The 14506-nt window shown below is 64.1% G+C and carries 17 protein-coding genes; 11 read left to right on the forward strand and 6 right to left on the reverse strand.

The genetic code is table 11. The features are described 5' to 3' along the window. Positions 1-9: 9 nt before the first annotated feature. Positions 10-288: an HPr family phosphocarrier protein gene (locus ACSBOX_RS20275; RefSeq protein WP_059388405.1), complete on the forward strand. Its 279-nt coding sequence runs from the start codon at positions 10-12 to the stop codon at positions 286-288. A gap of 96 nt (positions 289-384) precedes the next feature. On the opposite strand, the gene ACSBOX_RS20280 is transcribed toward ACSBOX_RS20275, so the two are convergent. Together ACSBOX_RS20280 and ACSBOX_RS20285 are read right to left on the reverse strand one after the other, a co-directional pair. Next, the gene (locus ACSBOX_RS20280) at positions 385-1338 is read right to left on the reverse strand and encodes a DNA topoisomerase IB (protein WP_442544068.1); all 954 of its coding nucleotides are present in this window, start codon (positions 1336-1338) and stop codon (positions 385-387) included. 34 nt (positions 1339-1372) lie between these two features. Beyond that, positions 1373-1852 (reverse strand): Dps family protein, encoded by a 480-nt coding sequence (locus tag ACSBOX_RS20285; protein ID WP_442544069.1) that lies wholly within the window; start codon positions 1850-1852, stop codon positions 1373-1375. A 329-nt stretch (positions 1853-2181) separates the two neighbouring features. Here ACSBOX_RS20285 and ACSBOX_RS20290 point away from each other — a divergent pair, with 329 nt between their 5' ends. The 4 genes from ACSBOX_RS20290 to ACSBOX_RS20305 all read left to right on the forward strand — a co-directional run bounded on the left by ACSBOX_RS20290 (position 2182) and on the right by ACSBOX_RS20305 (position 3410). Continuing rightward, positions 2182-2352, forward strand: a complete 171-nt coding sequence (locus ACSBOX_RS20290) for a DUF2207 domain-containing protein (RefSeq protein ID WP_139359614.1) — start codon at positions 2182-2184, stop codon at positions 2350-2352. 92 nt (positions 2353-2444) lie between these two features. Next, the gene (locus tag ACSBOX_RS20295; RefSeq protein ID WP_442544070.1) at positions 2445-2621 is read left to right on the forward strand and encodes a CsbD family protein; all 177 of its coding nucleotides are present in this window, start codon (positions 2445-2447) and stop codon (positions 2619-2621) included. Between the two features lie 66 nt (positions 2622-2687). Further along, positions 2688-3116, forward strand: a complete 429-nt coding sequence (locus tag ACSBOX_RS20300; RefSeq protein ID WP_442544071.1) for a hypothetical protein — start codon at positions 2688-2690, stop codon at positions 3114-3116. Positions 3117-3143: 27 nt separating this feature from the next. Then, positions 3144-3410 carry a DUF7218 family protein gene (locus tag ACSBOX_RS20305; protein ID WP_442544072.1) on the forward strand — a complete coding sequence of 89 codons (267 nt, stop codon included), beginning with the start codon at positions 3144-3146 and terminating at the stop codon, positions 3408-3410. A gap of 340 nt (positions 3411-3750) precedes the next feature. On the opposite strand, the gene ku is transcribed toward ACSBOX_RS20305, so the two are convergent. Continuing rightward, the gene (ku, locus tag ACSBOX_RS20310) at positions 3751-4641 is read right to left on the reverse strand and encodes a non-homologous end joining protein Ku (RefSeq protein WP_442544073.1); all 891 of its coding nucleotides are present in this window, start codon (positions 4639-4641) and stop codon (positions 3751-3753) included. Between the two features lie 38 nt (positions 4642-4679). Between ku and ACSBOX_RS20315 the strand changes: the two genes are divergently transcribed. Beyond that, a complete protein-coding gene (locus ACSBOX_RS20315) occupies positions 4680-7175 on the forward strand; it encodes an ATP-dependent DNA ligase (protein ID WP_442544074.1) in 2496 nt (831 codons plus the stop codon). Positions 7176-7354: 179 nt separating this feature from the next. Here ACSBOX_RS20315 and ACSBOX_RS20320 read toward each other — a convergent pair whose 3' ends face one another. After that, positions 7355-7615 (reverse strand): hypothetical protein, encoded by a 261-nt coding sequence (locus ACSBOX_RS20320; protein WP_442544075.1) that lies wholly within the window; start codon positions 7613-7615, stop codon positions 7355-7357. A 72-nt stretch (positions 7616-7687) separates the two neighbouring features. Continuing rightward, positions 7688-7915 carry a hypothetical protein gene (locus tag ACSBOX_RS20325; protein WP_442544076.1) on the reverse strand — a complete coding sequence of 76 codons (228 nt, stop codon included), beginning with the start codon at positions 7913-7915 and terminating at the stop codon, positions 7688-7690. Positions 7916-8234: 319 nt separating this feature from the next. Between ACSBOX_RS20325 and ACSBOX_RS20330 the strand changes: the two genes are divergently transcribed. Beyond that, positions 8235-9038: a putative protein N(5)-glutamine methyltransferase gene (locus tag ACSBOX_RS20330; protein ID WP_442544077.1), complete on the forward strand. Its 804-nt coding sequence runs from the start codon at positions 8235-8237 to the stop codon at positions 9036-9038. Positions 9039-9292: 254 nt separating this feature from the next. Next, positions 9293-10879: an MFS transporter gene (locus ACSBOX_RS20335; protein WP_442544078.1), complete on the forward strand. Its 1587-nt coding sequence runs from the start codon at positions 9293-9295 to the stop codon at positions 10877-10879. Positions 10880-10991: 112 nt separating this feature from the next. Here ACSBOX_RS20335 and ACSBOX_RS20340 read toward each other — a convergent pair whose 3' ends face one another. Then, positions 10992-11504: a hypothetical protein gene (locus ACSBOX_RS20340; RefSeq protein WP_442544079.1), complete on the reverse strand. Its 513-nt coding sequence runs from the start codon at positions 11502-11504 to the stop codon at positions 10992-10994. Positions 11505-11672: 168 nt separating this feature from the next. On the opposite strand from ACSBOX_RS20340, the gene ACSBOX_RS20345 reads away from it, so the two are divergent. The 3 genes from ACSBOX_RS20345 to ACSBOX_RS20355 are packed head-to-tail and all read left to right on the forward strand — an operon-like array spanning position 11673 to position 14167. Beyond that, the gene (locus tag ACSBOX_RS20345; protein ID WP_442544080.1) at positions 11673-12392 is read left to right on the forward strand and encodes a response regulator transcription factor; all 720 of its coding nucleotides are present in this window, start codon (positions 11673-11675) and stop codon (positions 12390-12392) included. Further along, complete coding sequence (locus ACSBOX_RS20350) at positions 12389-13756, forward strand: sensor histidine kinase (RefSeq protein WP_442544081.1); 1368 nt, start codon at positions 12389-12391, stop codon at positions 13754-13756. The genes ACSBOX_RS20345 and ACSBOX_RS20350 overlap by 4 nt, the downstream gene beginning before the upstream one ends. Before the next feature lie 9 nt (positions 13757-13765). Continuing rightward, positions 13766-14167 carry a VOC family protein gene (locus tag ACSBOX_RS20355; protein WP_442544082.1) on the forward strand — a complete coding sequence of 134 codons (402 nt, stop codon included), beginning with the start codon at positions 13766-13768 and terminating at the stop codon, positions 14165-14167. Positions 14168-14506: the final 339 nt, after the last annotated feature.

Here is a 14506-nt window from a genome sequence, read left to right on the forward strand (position 1 = left end):
GGAGCAACAATGTCCGAACGTACCGCCACCATCGCCAGCCGCGTCGGCCTGCACGCCCGCCCGGCAGCCATCTTCGCCGAAGCCGCCGGCGAGCTGGACATCGAGGTCACCATCGCCCGCGAAGGCGAGCCCGCCGACGACGCCATGGACGCCGCCAGCATCCTGTCCCTCATGAGCCTCGGAGCTTCATTCGGCGACGTCGTTGTCCTGCGCGCCGAGGGTGCCGGGGCCGACGAAGCCCTGGACCGCCTCGTGAAGATCCTCGAAACGGACCACGACGCCGAGTAACCCCACTGAGCATGCTCTCCGTTGGCACTCGGGGATGGACATATTCCTAATCTGTCCATCCCTCGTAGCCGACGGGGAGCATGCTCCTTTGTTTAGTCAGGGCAAAGACCCCAAGTAGGCCGCGATATCCGACTCCCTGGCCTTGAGTTTTTCGAGATCACCAGCCAGGAATCCCTCCACGAGCCGCGGATCGACGTAGGCCGCCCGGGCCACCGTTGGAGTGTTGCCGAGAAGTTCGGCGGTCTGCTTGATGGCCTCGAGAACCCGCTGGCGCGGCGGTATTTTCGAAGCAGGGCCTGCGAGCGCCATGCCGGCCGCTGCTGTGCCTTTCCAGGTGCGGAAGTCCTTAGCCGTGTAGTCGCCGCCGGTGATGTGGCGAAGATACTCGTTGACCATCGCGGCATTCAGGGAGACCGGTCCCCCACCCTCCTCGAAGACCAGGAGGGGTTGCTTGCCGGGCCTGCCTGCCAAGGGCCCCAGGAATCTGGCCAGGACAGCGTCCTCGATGGTTGAATCCCAGGTTTGACCGCTTTTCCCCGGGAAATTCAGGGAAACCGTATCCTCGTTGACCTGCACGTGCTTGCACCTCAGCGTGGTGAGCCCATAGGAGCCGTTGCGGCGCGTGTAGCCATCGGAACCAACGCGCAACGCGCCGAGATCCATGAGCCGCACGGCCGCGGCCAAGGATTTGGTCTTCTCCGAACGTGACTCCCGAAGATGCCGCGAGACCAGGCGGCGGGCCTGCGGCAAGAGGGCTCCGAGACGCGCAGCCCGGGCGAACTTCTCAGTATCCTGACGAGCACGCCATTCCGGGTGGTAGATGTATTGGCTCCGCCCGGCGTCGTCCACCCCCATTGCCTGGATATGCCCGTTCTCGAACGGGCATATCCAGACATCGGCCCACGCGGGCGGAATCGCCAGCGCGTCAAGGCGCTTGCGCTCCCCGCCCGCGATAAGAGATCCGTCCGGGCGGTAGTAGCTGAAGCCGCGGCCGGACTTTCGCCGGGAAATCCCCGGTGTGCCGGGTTTGCTCCGGCGGAGCCGTGGCATGCCCCTGACGCCGTTCGCCTACGTTCCCGGGTTTCTAGGCTTCCTGTGGGTCCGCCACGGGCGCACCGGCCGACATGGTTTCGGCGCTGACCATCCAGGCGAGTTGCTCCAAACGGGCGATGAACGCGTGGAGGAGGTCCGCCGTCGTCGGGTCTTCTTCGTCCACTTCGTCGTGGACATCACGCATGGTCTGGACCGTCCGCTCCAGGCGGTCGGTGATCAGCTTCACGGCATCCCTGGTGTTGGTCAATCCTGCGGGGAATTGATCCAGCCGGGTTGATGCGGCGATGGTGGCGCTCCGGCCATCGGGAAGGGCATGGAGCGCCCGCATCCGTTCGGCGGTTTCGTCGGCGAACTCCCGGGCGGCTGCGACAAGTTCGTCAAGCTGTAGGTGCAGATCCCGGAAATTGGGGCCAACGATGTTCCAATGGGCCTGTTTTCCTTGGAGCTGGAGTTCAATGAGATCCGTCAGGACCAGCTGGAGATTATCTGCCAGGGTTTGCGATGCTTTCACGTTTTCTCCTCCTAGACGACCGTCCGATGCGGGCGCCGGAAACCGACGCACGACCTTCCGTTTAGCCTACGACTAAACCCAAAAATCTTTGTAAGTGTACTTAGTACTTGATTTGGTAAGCGTGCTTAGTAGTACCATGGATGAAGTCGATGTCGGTTCGTACCGGACGAAAATTCCGGGAAACAGGCGGCATCCGCTGTAACAAGACCTCGCATGGGGTCTGGGGGCCTGGTGGGGAACAACAGTTCGCGAGCGAACTGACAACCGAATACATCGCAAGGGGCCGGGGCGCTTGCCGGCGGTCCCGCTGAAGTAAGGAATGTGTCATTGTGAACACTCTTCTGATCATTGCAGGCGTTGTGGCAATCGTTCTTCTGCTCGTCGGCGGTTTCTCGCAGGCCGTGAGCTGGCTCCTCTGGGTCGGCGTGGTCCTGCTGATCGTCGCGGCTATCGGCTGGCTTCTCAGCTTCATGTCCGGCCGCAGGTCGCACGGCGTCTGACCGACCACGGCATTCCGAGACTTGGCCAGCGGCCAGGCGCCACACGCTTGGCGGAATGAAGTAAATCCATTACCAGCAAAAGGAGTACGTCCATGGGTGCAGATGACAAGATCCAGAACGCCGGAGAAAAGCTTGCAGGCAAATCCAAGGAAGCGGCTGGAAAGCTGACGGGTAACGAGAAGCTCGAAGCCGAAGGCAAGATGGATCAGACCAAGAGCGACCTGAAGTCGGCCGGCGAAAAGGTCAAGGACGCTTTCAAGAAGGATTAAATCCGCTCGAAGTGCGGCTTCCGCCTCGCGCGGGAGCCGCACTTCCCGCTTCAAGGAGTTAAGTCGATGCCGACTATCTCTGACCCGATCGTTCCCGACGGCGCGCCTCACCCGCGAGCGGAACGAATCTGGTGCGGCAATTGCCGCACTGCCGAGCACGTGATCATGGATTCCATCGAGCCGCTTAAACCACCAGTGCCAGGGCTCGTGGATGTCGCTTACACCTGCGTCGAATGCGATACGTTCTACACCCATCCTGCGACGTTCCAGGATGTCGCGGCCATCCTGAACCAGCGAGGCACGGTGTCAGGCGTGCTGCAGTTCGGCGGCGAATACATCCATTGCGGCGAACCCATGAAAATTTCAGGAACCGGATTCCACAGCGTGTATGCGCCGATGTCCACTGAGGACCCCGCCGTCGACCTTCTCGACGTGTATCTGGCGACAAAGGTGTTGCAGTGCCGCTGCGGGTTCCGGATGGAGCTTCCGTCCTAACCTGGAGCTCGACCGGAGGAGGAACCCATGCCGAACAAGAAGAATCCCAGCCTCAAGGATCCCGAACTCTACGAAACCCTCAGGGAAGATGGCGCCTCGAAGGAAAAGGCCGCGAGGATCTCGAATGCCGCTGCCAAGGAAGGCCGCAAGGAAATCGGCCATCGTGGCGGCACTTCGGGCGACTATGAAGACTGGACCGTGCCCCAACTTAGGTCCCGCGCCAAGGAACTGGGGCTCAGCGGGTATTCAGGCAAGAAAAAAGCCGAGCTGATCTCGGCGCTGCGAAACCACTAGCCCTCCGAGGGACATGTCCAGTTTTCGTGGGAAGAACCACCCATGCCCACAAGGGACATGTCCAGCGCACGAACCCAGGAATGGACATAATCCCATCATGTCCACCCCTCGCCACGCACAAGGGACATGTGCCTAGCTCCCGCGCAGGCTCGGAGGGACATGTCCGGTTTTCGCGGGAAGAACCACCCACGCCCCAAGCGACATGCCCTCCGCCCGAACCCACGAATGGACATAATCCCATCATGTCCACCCCTAGCCACGCACAAGGGACATGTGCCTAGCTCGCGCGCAGGCCCAGAGGGACATGTCCGGTTTTCGTGGAGCGTACGACGGCGGTGCGTCAGGCTTTCTTGACCCTCGCTCTGGGCTTGCTGGCCGCCTTGGCGGTGGCGCCGTCGTCGGACTCTTCGGTGGACGACGCAGTGGCGGATCCAGCGGACGCCTTGCCCCGCTTCTTGTCGAGACTCCGTTTGAGGGCTTCCATGAGGTCGATGACCTCGCCGCCTTCTCCTTCGCTGGCTGCGACGCCGAACGTCTCCTCGGTGTCGATGGAGTCGCCCTTTTCGAGCTTGGCTGCGATGAGTTGGCGCAATTGAACTTGGTAGTTGTCGGTGTATTGCTCTGGTTCGAAGTCTCGGGCCATGGAGTCCACCAGGGCCGAGGACATCTCCAGTTCCTTGTCCGAGATCTTGACGTCGGTTTCCAGCGACGGGAAGTTGGCTTCGCGGACTTCGTCGTCCCAGAGCAGGGATTGCAGCATCAGCACGTCCCCGCGGACGCGCAGTGCGCCCAGCCTGGTCTTCTGTCGGAGCGCGTACTGCACGATGGCAACGCGCTCGGTGTCCTGCAAAGTGCGCAGAAGGAGCATGTACGCCTTGGGAGACTTGGAATCCGGCTCGAGATAGTACGGCCGCTCGTACATGATGGGGTCCAACTGCTCGGCCGGAACGAACTCCACCACCTCGATTTCGCGGCTGTTCTCCGCGGGCAGCGATTTCAAATCGGCCGCGGACAGCACCACTGTGCGGCCTTCCTCTTCGTAGGCCTTGTCGATATCCTCGTAATCCACAACAGAGGCGCAGATTTCGCACTTCCGCTGGTAACGGATGCGGCCTCCGTCCTTGTTGTGGACCTGGTGGAGACTGACATCGTGGTCCTCGGTGGCGCTGTAGAGCTTGACGGGTACGTTGACCAGCCCGAACGCGATAGAACCCTTCCATATGGCCCTCATGCACTAAGTGAACATCACAACAAGGCGGAGGTGAAGAGGTGGCAACCAGCCAAAGGGAGCGCGTCAACGTTGAAGGCCATGAACTGACGCTCACCAATCTGGGCAAAATCATCTACCCGGAGACTGGCACCACCAAGGCCGAAGTGCTCGAATACTATGCCGCTGTGGCCCGGTTCCTGATCCCGGCCGCCGCCAACCGGCCCGCCACCCGGAAGCGCTGGGTGCACGGAGTAGGGACCACGTCGGATCCCGGGCCGATGTTCTTCCAGAAGAACCTGGACGACTCCACGCCGTCATGGGTTCCCCGTGTAACCATCCAGCACAGGGAACACAGCAACGTTTACCCGCTGGTCAACAACCTAGCCACACTCACCTGGCTGGCCCAGATTGCCGCGTTGGAAATCCACGTGCCGCAATGGAAAGTGGACGCCGACGGAACCATGTTGCCGCCGGACCGCCTCGTCCTGGACCTCGATCCGGGTCCGGGGACCGGCCTTTCCGAATGCGTCGAAGTCGCCAAATTGGCGCGCAGCATCCTGCAGGACGTCGGACTTGATCCGGTTCCGGTGACGAGTGGGAGCAAGGGCATCCATCTTTACGCCGGCCTCGATGGGACCCGCAAATGGGAGCAAGTCTCCGCGTTCGCGCACGAGCTGGCACGCTCGCTCGAAGCCGACCATCCGGACCTCGTGGTCAGCGACATGAAAAAGACCCTGCGCCACGGCAAGGTGCTGGTGGACTGGAGCCAGAACAGCGGCAACAAGACCACCATCGTCCCGTACTCCCTCCGCGGCCGGGCGCACCCCATGGTGGCCGCACCGAGGACGTGGCGGGAACTTGCCTCCCCCAAGCTCGAGCATCTGGACTTCACGGCCGTCATGAAGCGCGTCAAAGAGGGAAAGGACCCGTTCGCCGCGGTGGCGGCCGGCAAGAACGACGACGACGGCGGCTCACCCGGCGCATCCGGCGTCAGCACCGCAGCCGCGGCCACCGCCGTGAACCCGCGGCTGGCCAGCTACGTGGACAAGCGCGATCCGCAGCGGACCCCGGAACCGTTTCCCGCCGTCGGACACCAACCAGGTTCGCGCCCGCTCCAGGACGACGCGGAACCCAATCCGCCCGGCGGCATCTTCGTCATCCAGGAGCACCACGCCCGCAGTTTCCACCTCGATTTCCGGCTGGAACACGACGGCGTCCTCGCCTCATGGGCCTTGCCGCGGGGCGTGCCGGACACTCCGGACAAGAACCACCTCGCGGTGCGCACGGAGGACCACCCGATGGAATATGCGGAATTCGCGGGAATCATTCCTAAGGGCGAATACGGCGCGGGGACGGTCAGCATCTGGGACAGCGGCGAGTTCGAATGCGAAAAATGGCGCGACGGCAAGGAAGTCATTGCCATCCTCACCGGCAAGCCCGGCGGCGGCTTGCACGGCACCCGGCGTTTCGCGCTCATCCACACCGGGGAGTCGCCGTCGCAATGGCTGATCCACTTGATGAAGGACAAACCGGGCCACCGGACGGTACTGCTGCCCGGCCCCGCTCCGCAGTCGAACGGAACCCCCAGCTACGCACCTATGCTCGCGACCTCCGGAACCACCGTCGATGTCTCCTCCGGCGACTGGTTGTTTGAACTCAAGTGGGACGGGTTCCGTGCCATCGTTTCGGGGTCGGACGGCAAGATCAGGTTGACCAGCCGGTCCGGGATCGACATGACACCCACCTATCCTGAGCTGGCGGATCCGCGCTACTGGCCGGATCACGACTTCGTGGCGGACGGCGAAATCGTCGCACTCAGCAAGAACGGCCGGCCCAGCTTCGAGTTGCTCCAGAAGCGGATGAACCTCTTCAAACCCGGCGACGTCGAACGCGCCCGGGCGGCGGTCCCCGTGCAGCTCATGGTGTTCGATCTCCTGTACGACGCCGGCTCCCGCGGCAGCGCCGACTTCACCTCCCTGCCGCTCAGCGAGCGCCGCGAAAGGCTGGCGACGTTCCACGCGAAACTGCTGACGAGGGGGTCTCCGATCCATGTGTCCGAGGTCCTGGAGCATGACCTCGACGACCTCCTGGCGAGCGCCGCCGAGCTTGGCTTGGAGGGCGTGATGGCCAAGCGCGCCGACAGCCGCTACCAGCCCGGCCGGCGGAGCAGATCCTGGATCAAGCTCAAGTTGGAACGCACGCAGGAAGTGGTGGTGGGTGGCTGGCGGCCCGGCGCCGGAGCGAGGCATGGGACCATCGGCGCGTTGCTGGTGGGGATTCCCGACGGCGACAAGCTGCGCTACGCCGGCCGGGTGGGCACGGGGTTCAAGGACTGGCAGCTGCGCGACATCCTGAAGCGCCTGCAGGGACTCGATCGCCCGGACTCACCCTTCCACGACATCCCCGCCGAGGACGCCGCCACCGCGCACTGGGTTTCCCCTGAGCTCGTGGGAGAGGTGACGTTCGGCGATTGGACCGGCACCGAGAGGATGCGGCACCCCGTCTGGCGCGGATGGCGCCCCGACAAGTCCCCCGCCGACGTCGAGCGCGCCTAGGACAGCGCCCACGCTCACCCCTCCCGCACGTAGCTCAGCCCAACTGTCCCCACCGCCACCCTCGCCTCGCAAGCTCGGCCAGGGAACCCTGGCGGCGTGGGCCCCCGCAGCAGGTGTCGTTATGAGGGCTCATAACGACATTAAGTGCGAGTTAGTTGGGCTGAGGAGGGTGGGTGTTCCTATGAGGAGTGCGGCAGCTGGGGACGGCTGGTGCGGTGGACGGCTGTGACCGCAGCCTGCTGTCCCGCGCGGCCGTGGTTGGCACCGCGATCCTTGGGGTGCTTGGTCTTGCCGCTGCCGTCCGGCCAGGCAGGTCCTTGGGTCGAGCCCAGGGTCATGGCCACAGTTTCAGGGGCCGGCATGGGCGCCTTGTCCATGGACTCGACCAGATGGCTGGCCACCTCGGAGTTGATTTGTTGCTCAACGCGCTTCGCAACCATTGTTCTTCCTTTCTGCATTGAAACGAAGGGATTTTCCATACTAGGTGGGAGCGGTCCGCTTGTCTGCGGGATCTACCAGCGGACTTTCTTCTCGGACTTGGCCAGCTTGCCACTCGCTTGAGTGGGCTTGTGCCCTTTTCCCATACTCTGCCAGCCGTTCCCGGCCCCGCCACGGGACTTGCTGGCGAGCATCGCCTTCTGGGCGTCAGTCAGTTTCGATCTGACACCCTCGGCCGGGGCATCGCTTTCCTGCGCTTCTGGTTCGTGCCCGACGTCGGTATCGGGTGTGTTCGGTGTCATGCAGTGGACTCCTTAAAGCTCTCGATGTGCCGGAGGAGGTATCGGGACGTGACGTCCGCTGCGAGACCCTGGGTCTGATGAGAGCAACAGGAACGGCGCGGAGGCGAAGCCTCAACAGGCATGGATTTTTGTCGGTTCAAACTCAGCGGTGACCCGCTGGTCTATTCAAAAATCAGTGTTCCCATGCACCCACCCTAGACACTCCGGGCCGTGTTTGTGAACCCCGGTTTTGGCGGAGCCGTTTCACTCGTGGCCTCCAGGTCCACTCTCGGCTAGCATGACCCGCAGAGCACCCCTCGGTGTCCCGAAAGGCTCTCCCATGTCAGCACCCACGTTCCAGCCTTCACATTCCGCCGTCACAGCACGGCTCCGCGCTGCCGGTTGCGTCTTCGCCGAAGACGAGGCCCGGCTTTTGATCGCGGCGGCGCACGCCCCCGGAGACCTCGACCGCTTGGTCGAGCAGCGCGTCTCGGGTTTGCCCCTTGAATACCTCCTGGGCTGGGCTGAATTCTGCGGCCAACAGATCGCCGTGGACCCGGGCGTTTTCGTCCCCCGCCGCCGCACGGAGTACCTCGTCCAGGAGGCGGCCCGCCTCGCCCGGCCGGGCGGCGTCGTCGTCGATCTCTGCTGTGGTTCGGGAGCCGTGGGTGCCGCTTTGGCCGCCGCGGTGGGCGGCATCGAGCTTCACGCGGCCGACGTCGACCCCGCCGCGGTCCGCTGCGCCCGCCGCAACATCGGGCCGGCGGGGGGAAATGTCCATGAAGGCGATCTCTATTCGGCGCTGCCGCACGCTCTTCGCGGCCGGATTGACGTCCTTGTGGCCAACGCTCCCTACGTCCCCACGGAGGCGATCGGGATGATGCCGCCGGAGGCCCGCGTGCATGAACCGCGGGTGGCGCTCGACGGCGGCGCGGACGGTTTGGACGTGCAGCGCAGGATCGCCGAGAAGGCTCCGTTGTGGTTGGCTCCCGGGGGTCAGCTCCTCATCGAAACGAGCGTCCGTCAGGCGCCGACGACGGCGGCCCTGTTCGAGAGCGCCGGGCTGTCCCCGCGGGTGGTCCATTCCGAAGAATTCGACGCCACGATGGTGCTCGGAAAACGACAGGAAATCCACCGGGATTGATCAGCAAACTGTGCATTTGGCGGTCGTGAACCAAACAATTTGGTAACGAAGTCCCGGAAGGCGGAAAATCCGCGTGATTCCGCGGCTGTAGGCGGCAGATGGATGTCAGACATTTGCGCCCAAAAGGGCCCGGAAGGGCCCCAAAATTCGGAGCACGACTCTCAAATCCGGCGAATCTCGCGTAAAATTGAAACCCTGCCCAGAGCGGAGCAGCTGTATGTCGCAAGCAAATGATCTCCCTAGGAGAAGTCAAAATGCCCACAGACCGAAGCATCACCGACTCTTCAGCAGGCGCTAGGAACGCCGCTGCAACGAGCAAGACCGCACCTCGAGGTGCCTCAAAATTGAAACTTCCAACACGTCGTCGACTCAAGGTATCCGACGTCAACGTCGTTGACCAGCCAATGCTTAAAAAAGCACTCGGCGGAACGATCGTCGGCAACACCATGGAATGGTACGACGTCGGCGTGTTCGGCTACCTCATCACCACGATGGGGCCAGTCTTCCTGCCCGAGGCCGACAAGTCCGTGCAGACCCTGTTCCTGCTGGGAACCTTCGCCGCAACCTTCGTGGCGCGGCCGCTCGGCGGCGTCGTCTTCGGCTGGTTGGGTGACAAGGTGGGCCGCCAAAAGGTGCTCGCCACAACACTCCTGCTGATGGCTGCGAGCACCTTCGCCGTCGGACTCCTGCCTGGATACGCACAGATCGGCATCTGGGCGGCCGCACTCCTCGTCATCCTGAAACTCATCCAGGGTTTCTCGACGGGCGGCGAATACGCCGGCGCCACCACGTTCGTGAGCGAATACGCTCCAGACAAGCGCCGCGGCTTCTTTGCGAGCTTCCTGGATATGGGCTCGTACATCGGCTTCGCCCTTGGTGCGGCCCTGGTGTCCGTCCTGCAGCTCACCATCGGCCAGTCGGCCATGGAGGACTGGGGCTGGCGACTGCCGTTCCTCATCGCGGGTCCGCTCGGCGTCATCGCCGTGTACTTCCGTAGCAAGATCGAGGAATCACCCCAGTTCCAGGCCACTTTGGATGCCCAGGAAGCCCTTGCCGCGGATGCCGCAGCGGGCGATGCTGCAGTAGCCAAGGGCCCCATCGGCATCGTCAAGGCTTACTGGCGCCAGATTATCCTCGCCATGATCCTTGCCGCGGCCGCCAACACCGTGGGCTACATGCTGACTTCGTACATGCCCACGTACCTGACCGAGTCCAAGGGTTACGACCCCGTTCACGGCACACTGCTGACCATCCCCGTGTTGGTCATCATGGCAGTCTGCATCCCGCTGACGGGCAAGCTCTCCGACCGGATCGGCCGCCGGCCCGTACTGTGGATCGGCGCCATCAGCACCGTCGTGTTCGCTGTTCCGGCCTTCCTGCTGATCGGCATCGGCGATATTTGGTCCACCCTTGCCGGTTTGGCCCTGATCGCGTTCCCGGTGACGTTCTACGTGGCAAACCTTGCCTCTGCGCTGCCGGCACTGTTCCCGACCTCTAGCCGCTACGGGGGAATGGGCATCGCCTACAACTTCTCCGTAGCGATCTTCGGCGGCACCACGCCGTTCATTGTGGCCGCCTTGATCCAGGGCACCGGCAACGACATGATGCCCGCGTATTACCTCATGGGCACCTCGGTGGTTGGCGCAATCGCCATCTACTTCCTGCGTGAATCCGCGCAGCGCCCGCTCCCGGGCTCCATGCCGAGCGTGGACACCCAGGCCGAGGCCCACGAGCTGGTGGCCACCCAGGACACCAACCCGTTGATCGACCTGGACGAAATGCCGTTCGATGAGGGCAACCTCGTGGCGGCTGGTTCGGGCAGGGACCCGGTCCCGGCCTAGGCAGACTGCGGGCCCGGGCTGCGGGCGGCCCGTGCCTGCGGGGCAAGGCTGGTTGTTTGGTAGCGGTATCGCTGCAAACAACCAGCCTTGCCGTCGTTTAAGGCCCTGTCCTTCAGGCCTTGCGGTCGGCCTTCTGCTCCTGCATCCGCTTTGCCTGCGCCTGGATCTTCGGGCCGTAGCCGCCGTTCAAAGCGGTGTCCCTGATGTGGGTGGCTTTCGCGACCCGGTCGCCGGCCGCCGCATCCTTCAGCGCCTTCAGGTCCGCCTGCAGCGCGGCCGGAAGCTTTGCGGCCAGCTTCGGGCGCTTGTCGAGGATGAAGGTGGCGATTCTTGCGGCGCGCTGGCCGTAGGTGGGCTTGCTGCTGTCCCCGTTCACGAAGAACCGCAGGCCAACCGCCAGCGGATGCCGCGCCAGTGCCGTCTTGGCCGCGACGGCAGCCGCTGCTGTCGGCTGGGAGGTGGCTGCCGCCGTCGTGCTTGCGCCGCTTGAGGTAGCCGCGTTGGCAGCGATCACGCCGCCGCCCAGCAGGAGGCCTGCTGCAAGGACGCCGACGACGACCGTGCGGGCCTTGGTGCGCTTGCGGCCCTCGACGGGGGTAATGGAGCTCGGGATGGTGTTGTTCATGGTCCGTGTCCTTTGTTCCGGCCGGTGGTCGATCCGCCGGCGCTCTTCACAACACTCTGGTCCGGCCGCATGAACTGACTGTTCGGCCAATGTTCGAGGAATGTAAAACCGTGGCCGCCGGATGACGAAGACGCTCCAGGCACTCCGTCCTTGCTGTTGAATGGACGCATGGAAGACAGCCGCGGATTGGTGCTGATTGCCGAGGATGAACAGGCAATTGCCGATATCCAGCGCCTTTATCTGGGCCGCGCAGGTTTCGGCGTCCACGTGGAGCGGGACGGGATTTCCGCGCTGGCACAGATCAAGCGGCTCAAACCGGTCGCGGTGATTCTCGACGTCGGGCTACCCGGCTTGGACGGGATCGAGCTCTGCAGGCAATTGAGGCGGGCCGAGGATTGGACGCCCGTACTGTTCGTCACGGCCCGCGATGAAGAGGTGGACCGCGTCCTTGGCTTGGAGCTCGGCGCTGACGACTATCTCACCAAGCCGTTTTCGCCCTCCGAACTGGTCGCGCGAGTCAAGGCAGTCCTGCGGCGGACCGAGGGAACCCCGCGGTCCAAACCACTGGTGCTGGGCAACGTCGAACTGGATCCGTTGAACCGGACCGCACGCGCGGGAACCGAGGAACTCACGCTCACTGCCACCGAATTCGACCTCCTCGCGTACCTCATGGCCCAGCCTGGCCGGGTCTTTTCCCGTGAGCAGCTCCTGTCCGCCGTGTGGGGACAGGCCAGCTACGCCGCCGGACGGACAGTGGATGTGCACATCGCGCAACTGCGGGCCAAGCTCGGCGAGCACTCCCCCATCGCGACGAGCCGCGGCGTGGGCTATTCGGCCGCGGCTTCCCCATCGTCCGGACCCCGCCCCTCAGCCGGGGAACCCACGTGAGGCGGTGGTTTGGCACGCTGGCGGGGCGCACGACGGCGGTGATTGCCGCCGTCGCGACTGTCGCCGTCGTGCTTGCCGGCCTTCTGGCGGCCCAACTGGTCAACGCCACGGCCGTGGACGAAGCCAAGAAGTATCTCGCGGTCGAGGCCGATTCCCTGAGCAAGCAGTCAAGCCTTGGCAGCCTGCAGGACCTTCGCGCAGACCTGCTCACGCACGGCGCGAGGTTAGCGCAAATCGGTACCGACGGCCGAGTGACTGGCGGCGGGGCGAGGCTGGTGGATGCGAAGACCGTGGCGGATGTCTTGGCCGGAAAGTCGGTCTCGACATCGGTGAACGGTCCGCAGAACACCGTGGTCCTCGAGGCCCGGCCGTTGGCGGCCGGCGGTGGCGTGGTACTGGCGCAGCCGGTGTCCGAAATCCGTGCGGCCGCCGCTCCCCTGCTGAGCCGCATGCTGATTGCCCTCGCGGTCTGCCTCGTGTTTGCCATCGTGGCCGGTGGCCTTCTGGCGCAATGGTTGAGCCGGCCCTTGGTGCGCACGGCGCATTCGGCCCACCGACTTGCCGCCGGAGAACGATCCGTGGCGGTGGCACCCGACGGCCCGGCCGAAGTGGTGGAGGTTTCGCAGGCATTGGCTGCCCTCGACGCCGCGCTCCGGACCAGCGAGGGGCGCCAACGCGAGTTCCTGCTCTCCATTTCCCATGAAATCCGGACACCCCTCACCGCGCTGCGGGGCTACGCCGAGGCGCTTGCCGACGGTGTGGTCAGCGGAGACGACGTGAGCGGGGTGGGCCGGACGCTCGTCGCCGAAACCAACCGATTGGACCGTTTTGTCCGCGACCTCCTGGAATTGGCACGGCTTGAGTCCGACGATTTCCGCGTGGAACTGCAGTCCGTGGACGCGTCCTTGATTCTGAGCGAGAGCTGGCAGGCCTGGCAGGCGGTGTGCATCCAGAACGGGATCGCGGGGCGGCTTGAGCTGCCTTCTGGATCGTTGCCGGTCCGCAGCGATGGCCAGCGGCTGCGCCAAGTGATGGACGGGCTGCTGGAAAACGCACTGCGCGTGACACCTGAAAGCGCCCCGGTTGTGCTCGCCGCTTACGCGACCGGCAGCGGGCTCACCGTTGAAGTGCGCGACGGCGGCCCTGGCCTCACGGAGGCGGATGCCGGCGTCGCGTTCGAACGCGGTGCGCTCTTTGCCAGATACAGCGGGGAACGGCCTGTTGGAAGCGGACTGGGTTTGTCCATCGCGGCAAGGATCGTGCAGCGGCTGGGCGGCCGCATCAGTGTGCGGGCGGCGCCTGAGGGCGGCGCGGCCTTCGTAGTGGAGTTGCCCGGCATTCCCGCCGGCGCCCCGCAAACGTAGACTCTGCGCATGGCTGATGTTCCGGTGGGTTCGCTGCACCACGTAGAGATTTGGGTACCCCACATCGGCCGGGCACAGGAAGAGTGGGGCTGGTTGCTGGCCGAACTGGGCTACGAACGATTCCAGGAGTGGCCCGAGGGCTGCAGTTGGAAACTCGAAGGCACGTACATCGTGATCGAACAGTCCACGGCCCTCACGGGAAGCACGCACCGCAGGACGGAGCCCGGGCTCAATCACCTCGCCTTCCATGCCGGCACGAGGGAGAACGTGGACCGGCTCCGGGAGCTCGGCGCCGACTCGGGCTGGTATGAGATGTTCGAAAGCAAGTATCCCCATGCAGGCGGGGCCGACCACTACGCCGCCTATCTGGTGAATACGGACGGCTACGAGGTTGAGCTGGTGGCGGGGTAGGGAGCGCGGATGAGCCCTGGAGCCCACGAGTCAAGCTCGACGACGGTAAACACAACTTGCTCTATGGCAGCGTAATCGCAGCCACAACTGTCAGACTTCCTTTCGTCTTGCCGCGCGGAATCGCAGATCTCGGCCAGCGCGCCGAGCACCAATCGGCTTGCCGCAACCGGGTTCCACGCAAGGGCACCAGCTAGTCCTGCTCTACGGAAATGATATGCGCCGCCGGTGACTTCAGAGTTGGAACCGGCAGGTCCGAGCTCCGGTCAATGGTTCGGCACATTGGCTAAGGCGGATGAACCCATGGGAAATTGCTTCGTCTCAATGGCCTGTGGCGTCTGA

Origin of the sequence: Arthrobacter sp. KN11-1C, from assembly GCF_052180225.1 — a bacterium.
In the GTDB taxonomy this organism is placed as follows: domain Bacteria; phylum Actinomycetota; class Actinomycetes; order Actinomycetales; family Micrococcaceae; genus Arthrobacter.